The organism is Bryocella sp., assembly GCF_058498515.1.
In genome coordinates this window covers 1-19,324 of record NZ_JBMHYI010000014.1, presented here as the reverse complement: position 1 = coordinate 19,324, position 19,324 = coordinate 1, and the positions used below count along the sequence as shown (strand labels likewise).

Below are 19,324 nucleotides of genomic sequence, written 5' to 3'. Positions count from 1 at the left end.
GAGTGATGCGTTGGAGTGGCGCAGAGCGGGGTCAGTCTGCGATGAGGGGGAGAGCGGCGTTGGCGGAGTCGGGCGGATAGGGAGCGTACTCGAAGCCGACGCGCTCCTGTTCGATGGCGTAGGGCCGCTGTTGGACCTTGGTGTAGATGGCCCCGATGTACTCGCCGATGATGCCGAAGAAGACCAGCATCATCGACTGCAGGAAGAAGACGCCGATGACCAGCGGAGCGACGCCGATGGAGAAGGTGTTCCAGAAGAGAAGCTTCGCGATAAGGTAGCCAAGCGCGATGAAGAAGCTGATGGCGGCGCCGAGGAAACCTGCAGCTGTGGCGAGCCGCAACGGCACCTTCGAGGTGCTGATGAGGCCCAGCCACGCGATGTCGTACAGCGTGTAGAAGTTGTTCTTGGAGAAGCCGCGCTTGCGGGCCGGCTGGTCGAAGTAGAGGCGCTTGCTGGGTAGCGAGATCTCGGCGACGATGCCGCGGAAGTAGGGATACGGGTCATTGAAGCTGCGAGCGATATCCACGAACTCGCGATCGTAGAGTCCGAAGCCGGTGAAGTTCTGGATGGTTTCGACGGAGCTGAAGCGTTCGACCATCGCGTAGTACTTTTTGCGCAGCCAATAGAAGACGCTGCTCTCTTCCGACGAGCGCTTGACGCAGAGGACCATCTTGTAGCCCTCTTCCCAGGCGGCGAGCATCGCGGGGATGAGGTCGGGCGGCTCCTGGAAGTCGGAGGCGATGCCGATGACGCAGTCGCCGGTGGCCTGGAAGAGGGCGTGGATGGGCGAACGGATGTGGCCGAAGTTGCGCGCGTTCACGATCACCTTCACGTGGTGATCCTGCGTGGCGATGCGTTTGAGGATCTCGGCCGTGGCATCGGTGGAGTGATTGTCGATGAAGAGGTGCTCATAGGCGTATTGCGGATACGCCTGCATGATCTCGCGCACACGGAGGTAGAGCGCCTCGATGTTGTCTTCCTCGTTGTATGCGTGGGTTACGATGCTGACCGTCTTCAATCGCTGCCTCGTTTGGAGAGATGCTGACTTGGATGCTGTTGAGGGCTTCGGGGTTATTAGAGCAAATCTGGTGGTGGCGGAGTATCCAGAGGAATGCAGGGTTTCTCCACTCCGCAGGACGATGCAACCATCCTGCTCCGGTCGAAATGACACATCCTCAAAGGCAGAGGCTCTTAAAGCTGTGCGGGATGTTCGATTGCCTGCCAGGCGCGGATGGCGTCGGCGTTGGGGCGCATGATTGCCTGTGGCACGGCGGCTCGCAGCTTGTCGATCTTGAGGCCCGAGGCCAGAGGGCGCGGGGCTCGCTGGTTCAGCTCGCTGGTCTTCACCGGCGAGAGCAGTGATCCGTCGAGGCCGAGGATGCCTGCGGCCAGTACGGAGAAGTCGAAACGCGAGAGAACCTCGGGGCCGACGATGTTGAAGAGGCCCGTGTGGCCTCCCTCGACGAGTGCTACCGTGGCGCGGGCCAGGTCCTCGTTGTACGTCGGCGAGGAGAGCTGGTCGTCGGCGATGCGCATGGGTGTACCTGCGGAGAGCAAGCGGGTGAGGGTGTAGAGCCAGTTCTTGCGCTGCGCGTCGTAGCCGTAGACGACCGTGGTGCGCACGATGAGCGCGTCGGGCCGTGCGGTCAGAACCGCCTGTTCGCCGAGCAGCTTCGATCGTCCATAGACCGAGAGTGGGTTGGTCGGCGAGTGCTCGTCGTAAGGTCCAGGAGGGCCGTGCAGGCCTCCATCGAAGACGTAATCGGTGGAGAAGAAGACGAACGGGACGCCGCGGCTGGCGTGGGCGAGGGCCGCGGGACCGTCGCAGTTGACCTGCATCGCCCAGGGGATGTCGGTCTCACAACGCTCGACGTCGGTGGCTCCTCCTACGCAGTAGACGGCTGCGAGATCGAGGCCGTTGAGAGCCTTGTCCGCGGATGCGGGATCGGTGGCGAACTGCGCGAGGTCACATTGCAGCCAGCCTGCTTCGCGTGCGGTGCGGCCTGCAGGGAGGGCGTTGGGCCCGAGGACTTGCAGTAGTACCTGGCCTACCTGGCCGTTCGCTCCCACGACGAGGGGGCGGGCGTTACGACGTGCGTTCACGAAAAGTCACCTTCTTGTGTCCGATGAAGCTGGAGATCGTGGTAAAGCCGGTCATCAGGGCTCCGGCTACGTAACCCGCCATGGACTTGCCCGTGGCGGCGTGATGGACAACCAGGAACGCACGGCCGGTGAGATGGCTTTCGACGGCGAAGAGGAGAGGTCGCAGCGCCGCTGCGTGGCGATGGATGAGTGACTGCAGCAGGCGTGTGAGCGCGGAGAGCGCGAGCAGGCCGGGGATCATACTTGTGCCGTAGACGGCGAAGCACTTCAGCCACTCGGAGAGGTAGTTGCCCTTAGTGCGAAAGACGAACAACTTGTATCCGAAGTAAGCGACGGTGATGTTGAAGGGCGTTGTGACGATGGAAGCGACGATGACTGTGAGGTAGAGGAAACGCTGGGGGGTGACGTTATTAAGCAGCGTGAGAGCGGTGACAAAGGTGCCGTAGCCGAAGATCGTGTTGAAGATTCCGACGCAGAGATAGCGGCCGAACTGGGCAGGCGAAAGATGGGAGAGCAGGCGGCGGTGCCAGCCAAGCGTCGCGCTAGACTCGGCCGATTGCACCAGGCTATCCGACGCTGCGGCGCTGGCGTTGGGGTCTGATGGCTGGATGGTTTCGTGGGGCAAGCGGCCTCGAGAGCTGGAGTCAGTTGGAGCGGAATGTCATCGGGTTCACAGCCTGTTCTCGACCATCGACTGCAGGTAGCGGCCGTAGCTGCTCTTGCCCAGCTTAGCTGCCAGTTTCTCGAGCTGGGCGGCGTCGATGTAACCCTGCCGGTACGCAATCTCCTCCGGGCAGCCGATCTTCAGTCCCTGTCGCTGCTCGAGCGTGTGGATGAAGAGCGAAGCGTCGATCAGCGAATCGTGCGTTCCGGTATCGAGCCAGGCCATGCCGCGACCGAGCACCTCGGTGCGAAGCTGTCCGCGATCGAGGTACCAGGAGTTCACATCGGTGATCTCGAGCTCGCCGCGCGGTGAGGGCTTGAGGGACTTCGCCACCTCGACCACCTGCGGGTCATAGAAGTAGATGCCTGTCACAGCGAAGTGCGACTTGGGGTTGGTGGGCTTCTCGACGATGGAGAGCACACGACGATCGGGGCCGAACTCGACCACACCATAGCGCTCCGGATCGGTCACGCGGTAGGCGAAGACCAAGGCTCCCTCGGTGAGCTCGGCGCCGCGGGAGAGGCTATTCGGGAGGTCGTGCCCATAGAAGATGTTGTCACCGAGAACCAGGCAGCAGGAATCGCCGTTGAGGAACTTCTCGCCGATGAGGAAGGCCTGCGCCAGGCCATCGGGCGAGGGCTGCACGGCGTACTCGATGCTCAGTCCCCATTGCGAGCCATCGCCGAGCAGGTCGCGGAACAGCGGCGTGTCGTGGGGCGTGGAGATGAGGAGGATCTCCCGGATGCCGGAGAGCATCAGTGTGGAGAGCGGGTAGTAGACCATCGGCTTGTCGTAGATGGGGAGGAGCTGCTTGGAGATGGCCAGCGTGACGGGATAGAGGCGCGTGCCGGAACCGCCGGCGAGGATGATGCCTTTCATGCCAGCACCTCGCTCCTGCCTGCGGAATCGCTCTCTTCGCGGGCGCCGTAGTTGTCGGCGATCCAGTGTTGATAGGCTCCACTGACCACGCGGACGACCCAGTCCTGGTGCTCGAGGTACCAGGACACGGTCTTGCGCATGCCGCTCTCGAAGGTCTCCTCGGGTTTCCAGCCGATTTTGGTGGTGATTTTGGTGGCGTCGATGGCGTAGCGGCGGTCGTGGCCGGGGCGATCCGTCACAAAGCGGATGAGATTGCGGTGGGGCCGGTGGGGACTCGAGGGCGCGAGCTCATCGAGGAGAGCACAGATGGTCTCGACGACGATGAGGTTGGTGCGCTGGTTATCGCCGCCGATGTTGTAGGTCTCGCCGGGGGCGCCGCGCTGCAGCACTGCGGTGAGCGCGCGGCAGTGGTCGACGGCGAAGAGCCAGTCGCGCACCTGCAAGCCATCGCCATAGACAGGCAGCGGCTTGCCCGCGAGTGCGTTGTGAATGACGAGCGGGATCAGTTTCTCGGGGAACTGATACGGGCCGTAGTTATTCGAGCAGTTGGTGATGATCGCGGGCAGGCCGTAGGTATGCACCCAGGCGCGAACGAGATGATCGGACGCTGCCTTCGAGGCCGCGTAGGGGCTGTTGGGAGCGAAGGGGGTGTTCTCGTGGAAGGCGGGATCTTCCGACGCGAGCGTGCCGTAGACCTCGTCGGTCGACACATGGATGAAGCGGAAACTCTCACGCTCTTCTCCGCTCAGCGATTCGAAGTGCGCGCGCGCAGCCTGCAGCAGCACGAACGTCCCTTGGACGTTCGTGCGGAGGAAGACCTCCGGGCCGAGGATGGAGCGGTCGACGTGGCTTTCCGCCGCGAAGTGGAAGACGGCGCGGGGACGGTGCTGGGAGAAGAGCCGCTGCACGAGGTCTGCGTCGGCGATGTCGCCGTGGACAAAGGTGTAGTCCGGCGAGGCTTCAACGGCGGCGAGATTTTCCGGATTTCCGGCGTAAGTCAATGTATCGAGGTTCACGAGCGGGCCCATTCCCGAGCCTAACCAGTGATGCACGAAGTTGGAGCCGATGAATCCGGCTCCTCCGGTAACGAGAATGGGCTGCGGCACGTTGCTCCTTCTGCGGTTGATGCTCTATTCAGGCAAGGGCTTCACGATCATGTTGGCGAGGAACTCCTCGCGGGAAAGAAACGGGAAGAGGTCTTCGAGGGGCTTCGAGACGAAGGATCCATCGGGACGCTGATAACTCTGGAGTCGCGGAGCGCGCTGTTCGTCAGGGATCACACGAACATCGCACACAACGGGCCCGGGCATGGCGAGGACTTTGTTCACTTCTTCTACGAGGTGGGTTTGATCCGCAATGATATACGTGCCAAGTCCATAAGACGCACCGACCTTGGAAAGGTCGGGAATGCTGATGCCTGTGCGTGCATCGGCGCCGATGGTGGCGCTTCCGAAGTAGGCCTTCTGCGAAGCCCGGATGGACGAGTAGCCATCGTTATTGAGGACAAAGAATTTGATGGGGAGCTGCAGCCGCGAGATCGTCTCCAGCTCCTGGATGTTGAACTGGAAGCCGCCATCGCCATCGACCGCGACGACCTCGCGGCCGGGGTTGGCGGTCGCCACGGCGATCGCCATGGGGACGGCGTAGCCCATCGCTCCCAGGCCGGCGGTGTGGTACAGCCGCTGGGAGTGGAGCGTGGGGCAGGCCAGCAGGTAGATCTCGATGCCGGAGCCGGAGTTGCCGACGACGAGCCGGTCTTCGGGCTTGACGGCGTAGCCGAGGACCTCGGCGAGGTTGAAGATCGAGACCGGGCCCTCAGGCTTGCGGTGATCCTCTGTGACGACGGGGTAGCGCGTCTTCCAGTCGGCGCATCGGGCTAACCAGGGCTTGAAGTCCCGCGGCTTCAGCTTGTCCTTGTGCTTTAGGAGCTCGGTCAGGAAGTCCTTCACATCGGCGCAGACGGGCTGCTGCATGTGCGGATGGAGCTTGCCGAGCTCGGCGGCATCGATATCGACGACGACTTTGTGGGCTTCGCGCGCGAGGTTCTGCGGAGCGTAACCGGTGATGGCCATGTCGAGCCGCACGCCGAGGCTGAGCAGGAAGTCGCAGTTCTGCAGAGCGAAGTTCGCTCCTCGGGCGGCGACGGTACCGGGGCGTCCCACGTAGCTTGGATCGTCGGAGGGGACAAGGTCCGCTGCGCACCAGGTCGCGACGGTAGGAACGCCTAGGTACTTGCGCAGCTCCTCGAACTCCCTCTCCGCGCGGGCGAGACGAACGCCGTTGCCGCAGAAGAGCAATGGACGCTCGCAGGCGTTGAAGGCCTCAATCGCCCGAAGTACTTCTTCGGGGACGTTCGAGGTGCCGCGGATGAAGTCGGCGTGGGCATACTCGTCGGGGTCGAAGCCGCGCAGGGAGGTCTCGTCGATGGGCGAGGCCTGCACGTCGAGCGGGATGTCGATCCACACCGGGCCGGGGCGGCCATTGAGTGCGAGGTACACGGCCTTCTCGAGGTGATAGCGGATGTCGCCGGGTTCAAGAACGGTGACGGCGTACTTCGTGATGGGGCCGACGATCGAGCATATGTCGACTTCCTGCACGCCCAGCTGGCGCATGCCCAGCGGTTTGCCGGTGATGGCATCGAACATGCGATCAGGACGCTTGACCTGTCCGGAGAGATAGAGCACGGGGGTAGAGTCGAGCCAGGCTCCTGCGACTCCGGTGACCGCGTTGGTGCCGCCGGGCCCGGTGGTGACCATGCAGCAGCCGAGACCGTTGACGGCTTTGGCGAAGCCTTCGGCGCAGATCGCGGAGGCCTGTTCGTGGGAGTTGCATACGGGGGTGATGCGGGTCTCGGCCCCGAGCGACTGATTGAGGTGCATCGCTCCGCCACCGGTGACCAGAAATACATGCGAGACGCCTTGGTCGGCGACGAATTTCATGACGTAGTCAGAAAGCTTCATCTGTTCCTCATGGTACATGTTGCGTGGGCGTTAAAGCTGCTACCAGACGGGTGGAAGACTCATTGCAAGTATGAGATGCGTCGTTCGGTCGCAGAAGTCAGTATGAGCAGTGGCGACAGCGCGCACGACGCCAGAGATGGGTGAGCATGGGACTACCGTTGTGGGACAGAGGCACTCCCTGGGCTTTGTAGAATCAATGGATAAGGCTGAGTATCGGTATGACTGGAAGTGATTTGAGGTTGGGCCCGTGCCGGAGGTGGCGCGCATGAACTTTCTCGCGATTCCAAGCTTCCTCGGCATTGCCTGGATGACGTTCGTGCTGGCTCGTGTGCATGACCGCAATGACAGCGGACGTCTCCGGCTCTGGGTCGGCGGCCTGCTGCTGATCGTGCTCGAAGGGCTTTCGCGGATTGTGTATTACCAAACGGGCTTGACGCCGCTGACTCATAAGCTCGCTCATGTCGTTGCGTTGGATGCCTACTTTCTCGCGGGCATCGTCTTCCTCCGGTCATCAGCGGGAGAGCACAGCCGCTATGCGACAGGCCGCTGGTACCTTCTGCTCACGGCGTTGCCGCACATTCTTCTGCTCACCTGCTACGGTCTCGCGCTGCCTCAGCAATGGGTGTACTTCGGGTGTGCGCTGGTGGGGCTCATCGGAGCTCCGTTGCTGGCGGTCGCCTTCCGCAAGACCCTGCCGGAGGCGCAGGCGCAGGCGCTGGTGTGGGGCATTGTGCTGGCAGGGCTCTTTGGCTCGAAGCGCCTGGGCGCTTATCTCTCGCTCTCTTCTGTCTTTGCCATCACAGCGCTTGCTTTCGCATTCCGGCTGAACCGGAAGAGCCGCGGCACGTGGGTCGTGGCTGCCAGCTTCGCGATGTGGGCGATGTGCTTTCTGGTGCATCCGTGGATCGCTGAGCACCGGCCCGCATGGGCTCTGCTGTTGGACCAGGTGTGGGATCTGCAGCGCTATCTCGTGACGTTCGGCGTGCTCATCTATTCGCTGGAAGAGCGCGTGGCGACCAATGAATACGCGGCTCTGCACGATGGGCTGACTGGGCTGGCGAATCGGACGCTCTTCGAGAGCCGGCTGCGCAGTGCGCTGGCGCGGAGCCGTCGCCGGCAGACCCGCGTGCTGCTCCTGAGCCTGGACATGAGCGGCTTCAAGCAGGTGAACGATACTTTTGGCCATCCCGCCGGGGACGCGCTGCTGAAACAGGTTGCGGACCGGCTGGGACATGCCACACGCGAGTCCGATACGGTGGCGCGACTGGGTGGCGACGAGTTCACCGTGATCCTGGAGGACGTGGACAGCGGGCTCTCCCATGCCTCACGCCCGGACGCCGTGACCGTGCGCTGCGAGGCGTTGGTGCAGAAGATGCGCAGCCTCATCGAGGATTCGCCGTTTCCGCTGCCGACCCGCGAGGGCGACCGCCCAGCAACGCTGCAGGTGGCGATCGGCGCGGCGATCTTCCCGGACGATGCGGATTCGGCCGAGGAGCTTTATGTGCTCTCCGACGAGAGCATGTACCGCGACAAGGGTCGGCTCCGTGAGCACGAAGCTGTGTTGAGTTTCTTTGCGAGCTAAATTTTCTTTCGGTCGGCTCTTCTCGGCTTCTCAATGCGTTACGGCAAGCAGTGTTCCTGCGAGGGAACCTGCGGGGCTGTGGATTTTTGCTGTGGAAATCGTTCGCGGTTATACTCCGGGGTATCGGCACAGCTGGTGCTTCTTCTCGCTGCGCCGCGAGTGAGGTTCGTCTTCGACGTTCGTGCGAAGGTTTTCCAGCTCGGGAATGCCGGTCCACCTGGCCATACGGTGAGCGCCGCAGGATGGCTCGCGGTCACGCGTGTGCTGCGAAGTTGCACAGCTCGCGTGCAGGCTGCGAGTCGCACGGCAGCCGTCGATTTAGCCACTACTCTTATCCCCTCTGATTGCCATCTATGCGGCGGTCCACTCACCACGCTTCGTCCCGCGCCGGTCTGCGAGCGCTGTCTCTTGGGGATCGAAGCGCTGCCTTCGGGGGCCGGTATGGGCCTCGCGTTGTGCGCCTGCTGTGGCGACCTGCTTGCGCCTGAGAGCGTCCGCATGAGCGGAGGCTGGGGCGAGGGCCGTTGCGCTGCCTGCCGCATCTCTCCGCCAGATTTCTCCCGCGCGGTTGCGTTCGCGCCTTACTCCGGCGGGAATCGCGACCTGCTGCATATGCTCAAGTTCGATGGCGTGGAGCCAATCGCACGCGAGGTGCTGGGGCGGGGCATGGCGACGGCGATCCTGCAGCTTGAGTTGCAGGCGGCGGGCGAGTTGCTGGTTGTGCCGGTACCGCTCTTCCGCGCTCGCCAACGCCGGCGTGGCTTCAACCAGGCGCTGTTGCTGGCCGAGGCTGGGCTGGCGGTGCTGCGGAGTGATCGCCCGGCATGGAAGCTGACGCTCAACGCCTCGGCGCTGGAGCGCACTCGCGACACGCATGAGCTGTATCCGCTCGCGCCACATCTTCGGCGTGCGGGCTTGCGCGGAGCTTTCCGAGTAACGGACAAAGCTGGTGTCCACGGCCGCGAAGTGCTGCTCATCGACGACATCCTTACCACTGGCGCCACGGCGCGCGAGTGCACGCGCGTGTTGCTTCGTGCCGGGGCGACGAAGGTATGGGTCGCGACGTGGGCCCGCACGGTGGACCCGGATGCGCAGGCTGGAGTCGCCTTCTGGAGCGCAGCGCCACCACGAGCTTCCCGGTCATCGCACGATCGGGCGTTGCCTCAGGATCCACGACCAGGCTGAACGCGGTACAGGAACGCCAACATCAGACGCACTAACTTCACGGACCAGACCGACGGAGGAGAGAGCAAGATGCATGCGGGCAAACCCACGAGCAAAGGGCACACCAGCAACGGAAAGCTTCGAGGCAAGCGCAACCGCAGCCACCATACGCCGCCAGAGCCGCTGACGGCGCGTGCGGAGGCTATCGACATTCGCGCCGGAGTCTTTCGCCAGCCTCCGATGCAGACCCCGGTGCTGGTGCTGAACGCGAGCTACGAGCCCATCAACATCTGCGGCGCGCGGCGCGCGCTGGTGCTGGTGCTGAAGGGCGTGGCGCGCACGGAGGAGCAGCAGGGATCGATGCTGCACTCGCAGCGCTCGGCGATGCAGATGCCGTCGGTGATCCGGCTGCTGGAGTATCGCCGCATCCCGCACCAGACGCGGGCGCTCTCGCGGAAGAACATCCTGCTACGCGACCGCAACACCTGCCAGTACTGCATGAAGGTGTTCATCGCGGCAGACCTGACGCTGGACCATGTGCTGCCGCGCTGCCGCGGGGGCTTGTCGACGTGGGAGAACCTGGTGGCCTGCTGCCGCGACTGCAACCGCCGCAAAGGCAGCCAACTGCTCCACGAGCTGAAGGACATGAAGCTGACGCGCGAGCCGCGGCCGTTCACGCTGCATACGTCCCGGCACATCATGCGGATGATTGGCTCCGCCGATGCCAACTGGAGGAAGTACCTGTTCTTCGAGAGCGAGACGGCTGCATGAGGTGGGTTCGGAAGACAGATGGGGCATGGGCGAACTTCGACCATGCCTGGGAGTTTTGCTCCTAAGAATGTTGGTCGGTTGGCGGCAGTTCTGCTATTTTTGCTGCCATGCCGAAATCTGTTGTGATGTTCCTGGCCGCGGTCGCGGTCCTGGCCCCTGTTTCCGTGTTGGCTTCCGTCGGCCCTGCGGATGATCCTGCGGGGATTCATCCTTCAGGCGCGCCTCGTCCCGCGAACGCGCTCTCCGAGTACGGCATCCTTCGCTCCAGCGTGGCCGGAGCAGCCGGCGTCGCGGTGAAGGAGTTCGTCCTTGAGCGCGAAGGATCGAAGTTCACCTTTCACGATGGAGCGTTCTATCTTTATCCGGCGATCAATGGCCGGGTGACGGGAGCAGCGTTTGTCGGCAAAGGGCACTTCAGCCTCCGGGTCAACGATGCGCGGGAGCAGCACTCGCTGGCGTACTTCACCAAGGGTGGCGAGCTGGAGCAGGACTTCACGTCGCTGCTGCTGCGGTTCACCGATGAGACGGCGGCGGAGATCACGAAGGCGGCGGCAGGAACCGCAGGGGCTTCGAGTGAAGCTTCGCATATCTCCAGCGAGAGTGCGACGAGATTTCGGCAGCACCTGCATTTGAATCTCGAGGAGCGGCTGCTGGAGGACATCGTTCCGGATCGAGGAGGCTCGTTCTTCCTGGCGTCGTTCCGCATGGGCGGCGCCTTCAGCGGGCACAACGTGTTGTTCACGGTCGACCCAGACGACTCGCCCGACCAGGTGTCGCTGGCCACGTGGGACGATTTCACGTATGACGTGTGGGCCGGCTATCGGATGAAGAATCCGGGCAAGGTGGCGGTGCCGCTGCGCATCGTCGAGGAGCGGCCCGATGTGACGATTGAGAAGTCCGGGAATCTGATCGGCTCGACGGAGACGACGTTTACCGTCACACGCGACCAGACCCGGGTGCTGCCGCTGAACCTGTTTCCTACGCTGCGGGTGAGCGGTGTTTTCGACGAGAGCGGTGCGGCGCTGGACTTCATCCAGGAGAACAAGGACTACGACCCGCAGTTTGCGGTGGTGCTGGCGCAGCCGGCAAAGGCCGGACAGAAGGTGCGCATCCTCACGCGCTACGCCGGGAAGGATGCGGTGCGTCGCGATGGTGAGGGAATGTATTACCTGCAGACGGGCGCGCGGGAGAGCTGGTACCCCTCGGGCCATAACAGCTTCGGCGACTTTACCAACTTCCGCATGACGTTCCACATCCCCAGGCGACTGCAGATTGTGGCGACTGGCAAAGAGGTGAGCCGCGACAGTGAAGGGAACAACACACGCGTGGTGTGGGCGACGGACAAGCCGATCCCCGTGGCTGGGTTCAATCTTGGCGACTTCAAGACGGCATCGCGGAAGACCCCGGCGGGGTTCGATGTGACCTCGTACGCGAACACTGCGCTACCGGACTCGGTGGCGCCACTGGCGAACGAGGGTGCGCTGGGCAGCCTGGACACCACGATGTTGCTCAAGAGCCAGGTGGAGCAGGGATGGGCGGCGATCCAGATCTACACGGATTACTTTGGGCCGCTGCCGTTCGATCATGTGGCGCTGACGGAGCAGAGCGCGTGCAACTTCGGGCAGTCGTGGCCCATGCTGGTCTACCTTCCGATGTGCGCGTTCTGGGATGCGACCGCGCGCCATGGGTTGGGGCTCGACCTGCATGATTGGAGCTACTGGGACGAGGTGACGCCGCATGAGGTGGCGCATCAGTGGTGGGGTTCGCTGATTGGCTTCGACAGCTATCGCGACCAGTGGATGAGCGAGGGCTTTGCCAACTTCTCCACTGGTGTGTACCTGAAGCAGACCGAGAAGACGATGGACAAGTACCGCGCGTTCTGGAAGGAGCAGCACCGCAACCTGCTGGAGAAGAATGCGAACGGCAAGCGTCCCGTCGATGTAGGCCCGCTGACGATGGGCTATCGCGTGAACAACGAGAAGACCGGGGACTGGGTGGCGCAGGAACTGATCTACTGCAAGGGCGCGTACGTGCTGCACATGCTGGAGATGCTGTACTGGACGCCGAAGTATGGCGAGACGCCGTTCCGCGAGTCGATGAAGCGGTTTACGCACGACTACTCGGGGCGGGCGGCGACGACGGAGGACTTCAAGGCGTCCATGGAGAAAGGCTTGCCACCCTGGATGGACCTTGACCACAACGGCAAACTCGACTGGTTCTTCAACGAGTGGGTGTACGGCACGGAGGTTCCGCGTTACGCGATCACGGGAGAGTTTACGGTGGCTGACGGACAGACCACGATGCACCTGAAGCTCGCGCAGTCGGGGGTGTCGAAGGATTTCAAGATGATCGTGCCCATTTATCTGCAGATGGACAACGGTGTGGTCACGCGGATCGGAGCGGCGCCTATCAGCGGCGACGATACGTACGAGCGCACGGTGAACCTGGGCAAGCTGCCTTCCGGGGCGAAGAAGCTGCTGGTGAACTACAACGGGGATGTGTTGAGCGAGTGATCATGAGGACGTGCAGCTACTGCGTCCTCGAGAGGCCGATTCACTGCTGGGGCTTGTCCTTTGGCGGCGACGGTGGCGGTGGAGTCTGCGTCGGCTTCTGCTGGTTATCGTCCTTCTGGTGGGTGATGTCTTCGCCGTTGTAGATAATCCGCACGTTGGTGTGGAACTGTTTGTAGTCGGTGTACTTGATGATGGAGCGGACGGTGATGTCCTCGGCCATGGCTCCGTTTTGTGGCGGGAAGTGCAGGGTGCCTTCGGCGCGGGTGTAGGTGGGGAACCAGTACTTGCCGTCGATTTGCTCGTAGTAGGTGGTGAAGGGTGGTGAGAGATCGGCGTGGCCGGGGCGGGTGTCCTGGGGGACGTTGAGACCGTTGACCATGACGATCTCGTCGTCCAGCTGATCGACCCAGACGCGGCCCTGGAAGTAGCGCTTGCCCTTCTCGTAACGCTTGGGCTCGACATCGAAGGCGTAGGTGTCGATCTCGTCGATCTTCTGGCGGCCAGCGTAGTGGAAGTTGTAGTCGGGCAGCTCGGGTGCGGTGAGGATGAAGGGGAGACGCTTCTCGATGTCCTTGAAGTCGTTCTCGGTCATGGTGACGCGTTCGATGGTGTTGGCGGGCGCGAAGACGACGTGTTCCTGGCGGCGGCCATCCTTGTCGAAGGTGATGTCGGTGACCTGGCGATACTCTCCATCGGGCTTGTTGGTGTCGTCGGAGATGGTGTTGAACTTCACTTCCTGACGGAAGGTGTACTGCAGCCGCGCGGCGGCGAATTCGCTTTCGCGAGCTCCCATTTTTTGAATGATCTGGTCGACGGTGATGCCGGAGGGGAGCGTGGGGTCGAGCTTGCCGAAGCCTTCCTGTGCGTGGACGGCGAGGGTGAGGCAGAGGGCGGCGGTGGCGAGGATCAGCTTCATTCGGGGCGTCGGTGGTCGGGTGGTGTGGTGAGCCTACCTCTGAGGTAGACGGGGAGCGGCGGAGGAAGGTTCCGCTGGGACGCCGGAGGTGGGTACCCCCCTCCCCCCTTTTGGGTCAAAGTATTCCAAGGGGAGACTTTAGGGGGGGACCTTGGGTTTTGTCGTTGGGTGTTGGGTCCGGATGCCAGATGCCAGTTTGCCAGTCGCCAGATGCTGCGGGCCTGGGCCTGGATACTACTTCTATTGTAGTGATTGGCGAAGGTCAGTCTGCCAAATGCTGCGATGGTTTTAGGGCGGTGACCTCGGGGCTTTGGTGGCGATTTCGCCCGGATTCATGGCGGGTTGCGGACGCAGATTCCCTTCGGGAATCACACACAGAAGCAGATCCCCTTCGGGGATGACAACAAGAAAAGCCACAGCGGTTGCGCGCTACACTCATCGCGATGAAGATCGCGGCGTGTTTCCTTCTTTCCTCTCTTTTTTTCGTGACGGGTGTTCCTTCCGGCTTCGCTCAGCAGAAGCGACCGATGACGTTTGCCGACCTGATGGCGATGAAGCGGGTGAGCGATCCGCAGATTTCGCCCAGCGGGAAGTGGGTGTTGTTCTCGGTGACGGATGTTTCGCTGGAGAAGAACTCGAAGGTGAACCATCTTTGGAGCGTTCCGCTTGGAGGGTCAAGGGTCGAGGGCCAAGGGCCAAGTGGGGCGAAGGAGAAGCAGGTGACCAGCGGCTCGGGCGAGTCGAATGGGCGGTTTTCGCCGGATGGTAAGTGGGTGATGTATTCGAGTGCTGCGGGTGAGGGGCAGTTGTGGCTGGCGAAGTGGAATGAGGCGATGGGAACGCTGAGTGACGACCAGATGCTGCCCTCGATTCCTGGGGTGCGGATGGGGCGATCTGGGCGCCTGACTCGAATCATTTTCTGTTTACGGCGCCGGTGTATCCGGAGTGCGAGTCGAAGGCGGCGGATGCGGCGAAGCGGCTGCACGAAGAAGCTCTCTGCAACTTCCAGCATGCGCAGGCGGAGAAGAAGAGCCCGGTGAAGGCGCAGATCTTCGAGAGCCTGCTGTACCGGCACTGGGACCACTACGAGGGCAGGACGCGGTCGCACATCTTCTGGACGAGCGTGGAGCATGCGCTCTCGCAGGGTGATCCGTATGGGCTGGAGCCGAAGGACCTGACGCCGGCGAGCGTGGTGGGGGATCGCGAGGCGCCTACGTTTTCGTTGGGTGGGCCGCTGGGGTATGCGATCGCTCCGGATGGGAAAGAGGTTGCGTATGTGGTGAATTTGGATAAGGTGCCGGCGGAGTCGACGAACAATGACATCTTCGTGCTGGATCCCGAGGGCGATGTGCACGCGGCGAAGAAGGTGTCGACGTCGCCGGGGAGTGATGATGGGCCGCAGTACTCGCCGGATGGGAAGTGGCTGGCTTGGAGGTCGCAGGCTCGGAATGGGTACGAGAGCGATAAGTTCGATCTGGTGGTGATGGATCGGGGGACGCTCACCGACAAGCCGAGGCCAACGCTCAGGAACCTCACGGATAAGTTCGATGGTTGGGTTGATGAGTTTGTGTGGGGGGATAACTCGAATCATTTGCTATTTGCTGCAGCACAACACGGCGCGGAGGATGTCTTCGATTTCTCGCTTCGTGGCGGAACGCTCACGGTTCAGACTTCCGGCACCCGGGGTTTCGAGATGGGACGTGACTCCGATCTCGCACGCGATGGAGAGCATCTCGAAGGTGCTGAGTACGGTTCGCTTGCCTCGGGCAAGAGTGGCGTACTTGTCGCAACCATGATGTCGGCACGCGCGCCGGCGGAAGTTGTTTCCTTGAAGCTGGACGACCGTGAAGAGGCTGATGACACCGGCGCGCGCATACCGCGATTTCGGTTCGATGGTGGACCCATCCGTTCGGTCCTGGCGGTTGAGGCTCGACTAACTCACGAGAACGATCGGAATTTGGCAGGGCTCGATCTTCCGAAGATGGAGTCCTTCTGGTTTGCTGGTGCGAATGGAACAAAGGTTGAGGGATTTCTGATTCAGCCGCCTGGCTTCGATCCGGCTAAGAAATATCCGTTGAAGTTTCTGATTCATGGCGGGCCGCAAGGGGCGTGGGGCGATGCTTGGTCGTACCGTTGGAATCCGGAGTTATTTGCGGCGGATGGATATGTGGTGGTGATGATCAACCCGCGTGGGTCTACGGGGTATGGGCAGAAGTTCCTGGAGGAAGTGAGCGGCGATTGGGGTGGGCGGCCTTACATCGACCTGATGAAGGGGCTGGATTATGCGGAAGCGGCTTACCCGTTTATCGATAAGTCGCGGGAGTGTGCGCTGGGGGCGAGTTATGGCGGGTTCATGGCGAACTGGGTGCTCACGCATACGGACCGGTTCAAGTGCATCGTGACGCATGACGGGATGTATAACCCGCAGGCGGCGTTTGGGGATACGGAAGAGCTTTGGTTCAACGAGTGGGAGTTTCGGCCGCTCGAGAAGGGCCAAGGAGCTAGGGCCAAGGGCCAAGGGGAAACCGGGGATGGGGTGGTGGAGCAGTCGAAGCCGGCGCGGCCTTGGGATTTTTATGATCGGCCGGCGGGTGAGGATCCTTTTCGGAAGTGGTCGCCGATGCTGAATATCAGGAATGCGAAGACGCCGACGCTGGTGGTGCATGGGCAGAGGGATTATCGGCTGGATGTGAGTGAAGGTCTTCAGTTGTTTACGGCGCTGCAGCTGCTGGGTGTGCCGTCGAAGATGTTGTACTTCCCGGATGAGGGGCATTGGGTGTTGAAGCCTCAGAACTCGGAGCTTTGGTGGAAGACGGTCGGGGATTGGTGTGACAAGTGGACGCATAGCAATGCGTATGCGGGCACGAAGTGAAGCGGATGTAAGAGCGACAGCAAAGGAAAACGCGAAGGCACGAAGGACGCCAAGGTACACAACGGGAGTTTGGGCCGTCCTGAAAAGCAGATCCTCTTTGAGGATGACAACAACAACGGCGGGGATGACGGCAAAAAGGCCAACGAGGGCGTGAAAGAGGACAATAGGATCTATGTCGTTTGGAAGATCGAATAAGCCGAAGCCTTCGTTGCCGTATGAGGAGTTGCTGGACCATGCGGTGAAGTCGCTGGCTTCGAAGATGAAGAGTGAGCGGGACCTGCGGTACAAGATTGCGGAGCGGGCGGAGGATGCGGACGATGTCGCGCGGGTGATGGAGAAGCTGAAGGAGCTTGGATACCTGAGCGATGAGCGGTTTGCGGCGGAGTACACGCGGTCTCGGCAGGAGAACGAGAAGTTTGGGCGGCGGCGGGTGCAGCAGGGGCTGATGCAGAAGGGCATCGCGACGCCGGTGGCGAGCGCGGCGTTGTCGACGGCGTATGACGAGATTGATGAGGCGGCGCTAGCGCGGAAGTATGTCGAGCGGAAGCGGATGAAGGCTCCTAGCGGCGACCGCGAGCAGAAGCAGAAGGAGACGGCGAAGATCATGCGGCGGCTGGTGGCGGCGGGGTTCTCGTCGCGCGCGGTGTGGAAGGTGCTAAGGGACTGGGGCGGGAGCGAGATCGAGGAAGCGGAGATCGTGGATGATGGCGATGGTTCGGCGGAGGGCGTCTAAGTTCGGGTGAGAGCGAAGCGAAAGACAACAGCAAGGGCAACTGCAAACGCGGCGGACGCAAAGGACGCGGCGGGACGCAGCGTTGGAGCGGCTCCGGAGCGGTTGATTGCGATTGACTGGTCGGGGCGGGTGGATGCTGCAGGGCAGCGGCGGCACATCTGGGCGGGGGTTTGGACGCGGCGAGAGGGTAAGGCTCCGCGGGTTGCGCTGGAGGCGGGGCGGACGCGGGAGGAGATTGCGGCTTGGCTGATCGAGCTGGCGCGGGAGACGCCGCGCATGGTGGTGAGCCTGGATTGTTGCTTCAGCTTTCCGGCGTGGTTCCTGGCGGAGCATGGGTGCGCGACGGTGTTTGCGTTCTGGCGGCGCGTGGTGGATGGGCATGGGGAAAGGTGGCTGTCGCGGGAGTGCGAAGAGGTCGCGCGGGATGAGAGGTTTTGGGGCGCGCCGCATAAACGTCCTGAGCAGTTTTGTGGCGTGGGGCTGCGGCGGATGTTTCGGACGACCGACTTCGACAACAAGTTTGCGCAGGCGCTTGAGGGCGGCGATGCGGTGCGGGCGGCGAAGATGCGCGGCATCACGCCGAAGTCCCCGTTTCAGATTGGTGGCTCGGGCAGCGTGGGCACGGGGTCTTTGCGGGCGATGCCGGTGCTGCTAAGGCTGCATGAGGCGGGATTTCGGATATGGCCTTATGAGCATGCTGCGTTGGACGCGCGTGCGCCGAAGCCGCTGCTGGTGGAGATGTATACGCGGCTGATGACGGGGGCTGTCGCGAAGAGCAATGAGAGCGCGCGGAAGAGTTACTTAGCGGAAAAGCGCAAGAGCGATGCGGTGTTTGCGGGGCTGACGCGCACGGTGCTGCGCAAGGCGGAGGCGTCCGAGGATGCGTTCGACGCGCTGGTGAGCACGATGGAGATGGTGCGCTATGCGGAGACGTTTGGCTCGCTGCGGGCGACGAGGGACCCGGTGCTGAAGCTGGAGGGGATTACCTGGCGGCCGGGGATTGGGGATGTCTGACGCGCGCAGTGTGCGGCGGCTGGCGAAAAGGTTCGATTGAGTTAAGAGTTTGGGGCTGGGAGTTTGGAGTTCAGATTCCAGATTCCAGTTGGCCAGATCCCAGGATCGGGAGTTGCGGGAGTGGGGGCAGGGCGTCTATCTGTGCGGCCAACTGGCGGAAGAGCTGGATGGCGCGGAGGCAGTCGGCGTCGAGGTCGTAGTGGATGTTTTGGGTGAGGTAGGTGCGGACAGTCCGCTCGGGGAGGTTGATGCGGGGGGACCACTCGGCGACGAGGGTTTCTATGTTTGCTTTGCCGGCGATGCGGCTGTTGTTGGTGTCGTCGATGAGCTGTTGTGTGGTGACGCCGCTGGGGCCGCCGTGATCGCTGAGGGCTTCGGGGCGGACGGCCCAGACGGCGGCTACCCAGGGAAGGCCGGTGTGCTGCCGCCAGAGCTGGGCGAGGTCTAGCCAGAGAAGTGAGCCGGCGGGGTCGATGGCAGCGCGCCGCTCGCGGGCGAGGAGCGCGGGATCGCCGATGAGGAGCGCGGCGTCGGCTTGCTGGAGCATGGAGAGCGGGTCTGCGGGATGCTCGACGAAGTCGGGATGGTTGTCGTGGAAGTGGGCGAAGAGGACCTTGGCGTAGGCGAGAGAGCTGCGGGACGCGGAGTCGGCGGCGACGGTTCGGACGTTGTGGAGGGCTACGTCGACGCTGAGGTTTTGGGGGTTCTTGACGAGTAGAAGGATGCTGCGGACTTCGCCCAGCGAGGCGATGGTGCAGCCGGGCACGATGGCGAGGTGTCCGTCGAGCTCGGCGATGGGGATGAGGCCGAGGTCGGCTTCGCCGGCGTGGAGCTGGGCGGCGCATTGCGCGGGGGTGGTGTACGCGATGTCGTAGCGCGTGCGCAGCTCGGTGGCTGTGGGCTCGTGCTCGAAGTTGTAGAGGAGGGGGGCGGGGTTGAGGAACGAGATCGCCGCGACACGCAGAGGCACAAACATATTTTAGTCGGCAACGTGGTCCGGGGCGTTCCGGGAGTCGATGATCGGACTTTTAGCTTTTAGTCTCCATCACCCGGTCTAAACCCACCGCCTTTAGGCGGTGTGCTTTCAGCGTCTTGCTGGATACTGGAAGAGATGGTGGAGTATCGCAAGAACGCGCATTCCGTGTGGGACATC

The 19,324-nt window shown here is 62.5% G+C and carries 16 protein-coding genes; 7 read left to right on the top strand and 9 right to left on the bottom strand.

Annotated elements, in window-relative coordinates:
* Positions 1-31: 31 nt before the first annotated feature.
* The 6 genes from AC5E6W_RS04310 to AC5E6W_RS04285 form a co-directional block, all read right to left on the bottom strand.
* Positions 32-1,018: a glycosyltransferase family 2 protein gene (locus AC5E6W_RS04310; protein WP_491751031.1), complete on the bottom strand. Its 987-nt coding sequence runs from the start codon at positions 1,016-1,018 to the stop codon at positions 32-34.
* Positions 1,019-1,191: 173 nt separating this feature from the next.
* On the bottom strand, positions 1,192-2,103 hold the full coding sequence (locus tag AC5E6W_RS04305; protein WP_491751030.1) for an SDR family oxidoreductase: 912 nt from the start codon (positions 2,101-2,103) through the stop codon (positions 1,192-1,194).
* Positions 2,087-2,728, bottom strand: a complete 642-nt coding sequence (locus AC5E6W_RS04300; RefSeq protein ID WP_491751029.1) for a GtrA family protein — start codon at positions 2,726-2,728, stop codon at positions 2,087-2,089. The genes AC5E6W_RS04305 and AC5E6W_RS04300 overlap by 17 nt, the downstream gene beginning before the upstream one ends.
* 45 nt (positions 2,729-2,773) lie before the next feature.
* A complete protein-coding gene (gene rfbA, locus AC5E6W_RS04295; protein WP_491751028.1) occupies positions 2,774-3,646 on the bottom strand; it encodes a glucose-1-phosphate thymidylyltransferase RfbA in 873 nt (290 codons plus the stop codon).
* The gene (gene rfbB, locus AC5E6W_RS04290; protein WP_491751027.1) at positions 3,643-4,752 is read right to left on the bottom strand and encodes a dTDP-glucose 4,6-dehydratase; all 1,110 of its coding nucleotides are present in this window, start codon (positions 4,750-4,752) and stop codon (positions 3,643-3,645) included. The genes rfbA and rfbB overlap by 4 nt, the downstream gene beginning before the upstream one ends.
* A 24-nt stretch (positions 4,753-4,776) precedes the next feature.
* Complete coding sequence (locus tag AC5E6W_RS04285) at positions 4,777-6,606, bottom strand: thiamine pyrophosphate-binding protein (RefSeq protein WP_491751026.1); 1,830 nt, start codon at positions 6,604-6,606, stop codon at positions 4,777-4,779.
* A gap of 265 nt (positions 6,607-6,871) precedes the next feature.
* Between AC5E6W_RS04285 and AC5E6W_RS04280 the strand changes: the two genes are divergently transcribed.
* The 4 genes from AC5E6W_RS04280 (at position 6,872) to AC5E6W_RS04265 (ending at position 12,636) form a co-directional block, all read left to right on the top strand.
* Positions 6,872-8,188, top strand: a complete 1,317-nt coding sequence (locus tag AC5E6W_RS04280; RefSeq protein WP_491751025.1) for a diguanylate cyclase domain-containing protein — start codon at positions 6,872-6,874, stop codon at positions 8,186-8,188.
* A 408-nt stretch (positions 8,189-8,596) separates the two neighbouring features.
* Entirely contained in the window at positions 8,597-9,373 is a 777-nt protein-coding gene (locus tag AC5E6W_RS04275) for a ComF family protein (RefSeq protein ID WP_491751024.1), read from the top strand.
* 69 nt (positions 9,374-9,442) lie between these two features.
* Complete coding sequence (locus AC5E6W_RS04270) at positions 9,443-10,123, top strand: HNH endonuclease (protein ID WP_491751023.1); 681 nt, start codon at positions 9,443-9,445, stop codon at positions 10,121-10,123.
* 107 nt (positions 10,124-10,230) lie between these two features.
* Positions 10,231-12,636, top strand: a complete 2,406-nt coding sequence (locus AC5E6W_RS04265) for a M1 family aminopeptidase (protein WP_491751022.1) — start codon at positions 10,231-10,233, stop codon at positions 12,634-12,636.
* Between the two features lie 40 nt (positions 12,637-12,676).
* Here the strand turns inward: AC5E6W_RS04265 and AC5E6W_RS04260 are convergent, their stop codons facing one another.
* Positions 12,677-13,552, bottom strand: coding sequence for a hypothetical protein (locus AC5E6W_RS04260; protein ID WP_491751021.1), 876 nt, complete (start codon positions 13,550-13,552; stop codon positions 12,677-12,679).
* 511 nt (positions 13,553-14,063) lie between these two features.
* Entirely contained in the window at positions 14,064-14,468 is a 405-nt protein-coding gene (locus AC5E6W_RS04255; protein WP_491751020.1) for a hypothetical protein, read from the bottom strand.
* 18 nt (positions 14,469-14,486) lie between these two features.
* Here AC5E6W_RS04255 and AC5E6W_RS04250 point away from each other — a divergent pair, with 18 nt between their 5' ends.
* From AC5E6W_RS04250 to AC5E6W_RS04240, 3 genes are all read left to right on the top strand, one after another.
* Positions 14,487-16,424 carry a dipeptidyl-peptidase 5 gene (locus tag AC5E6W_RS04250; protein ID WP_491751019.1) on the top strand — a complete coding sequence of 646 codons (1,938 nt, stop codon included), beginning with the start codon at positions 14,487-14,489 and terminating at the stop codon, positions 16,422-16,424.
* Between the two features lie 172 nt (positions 16,425-16,596).
* The gene (locus AC5E6W_RS04245) at positions 16,597-17,157 is read left to right on the top strand and encodes a regulatory protein RecX (protein WP_491751018.1); all 561 of its coding nucleotides are present in this window, start codon (positions 16,597-16,599) and stop codon (positions 17,155-17,157) included.
* Positions 17,158-17,163: 6 nt separating this feature from the next.
* Positions 17,164-18,171, top strand: coding sequence for a hypothetical protein (locus AC5E6W_RS04240; RefSeq protein ID WP_491751017.1), 1,008 nt, complete (start codon positions 17,164-17,166; stop codon positions 18,169-18,171).
* Between the two features lie 70 nt (positions 18,172-18,241).
* Here AC5E6W_RS04240 and AC5E6W_RS04235 read toward each other — a convergent pair whose 3' ends face one another.
* Positions 18,242-19,147, bottom strand: coding sequence for a menaquinone biosynthesis protein (locus tag AC5E6W_RS04235; protein WP_491751016.1), 906 nt, complete (start codon positions 19,145-19,147; stop codon positions 18,242-18,244).
* Between the last annotated feature and the right edge of the window lie 177 nt (positions 19,148-19,324).

What these genes read in the sequence shown, in the direction of transcription:
- rfbA (WP_491751028.1), bottom strand. Translation starts at nt 3,646, where the DNA reads ATGAAAGGCATCATCCTCGCCGGCGGTTCCGGCACGCGCCTCTATCCC.
- AC5E6W_RS04285 (WP_491751026.1), bottom strand. Translation starts at nt 6,606, where the DNA reads ATGAAGCTTTCTGACTACGTCATGAAATTCGTCGCCGACCAAGGCGTC.
- AC5E6W_RS04280 (WP_491751025.1), top strand. Translation starts at nt 6,872, where the DNA reads ATGAACTTTCTCGCGATTCCAAGCTTCCTCGGCATTGCCTGGATGACG.
- AC5E6W_RS04270 (WP_491751023.1), top strand. Translation starts at nt 9,443, where the DNA reads ATGCATGCGGGCAAACCCACGAGCAAAGGGCACACCAGCAACGGAAAG.
- AC5E6W_RS04265 (WP_491751022.1), top strand. Translation starts at nt 10,231, where the DNA reads ATGCCGAAATCTGTTGTGATGTTCCTGGCCGCGGTCGCGGTCCTGGCC.
- AC5E6W_RS04260 (WP_491751021.1), bottom strand. Translation starts at nt 13,552, where the DNA reads ATGAAGCTGATCCTCGCCACCGCCGCCCTCTGCCTCACCCTCGCCGTC.
- AC5E6W_RS04255 (WP_491751020.1), bottom strand. Translation starts at nt 14,468, where the DNA reads ATGATTCGAGTCAGGCGCCCAGATCGCCCCATCCGCACCCCAGGAATC.
- AC5E6W_RS04245 (WP_491751018.1), top strand. Translation starts at nt 16,597, where the DNA reads ATGTCGTTTGGAAGATCGAATAAGCCGAAGCCTTCGTTGCCGTATGAG.
- AC5E6W_RS04235 (WP_491751016.1), bottom strand. Translation starts at nt 19,147, where the DNA reads ATGTTTGTGCCTCTGCGTGTCGCGGCGATCTCGTTCCTCAACCCCGCC.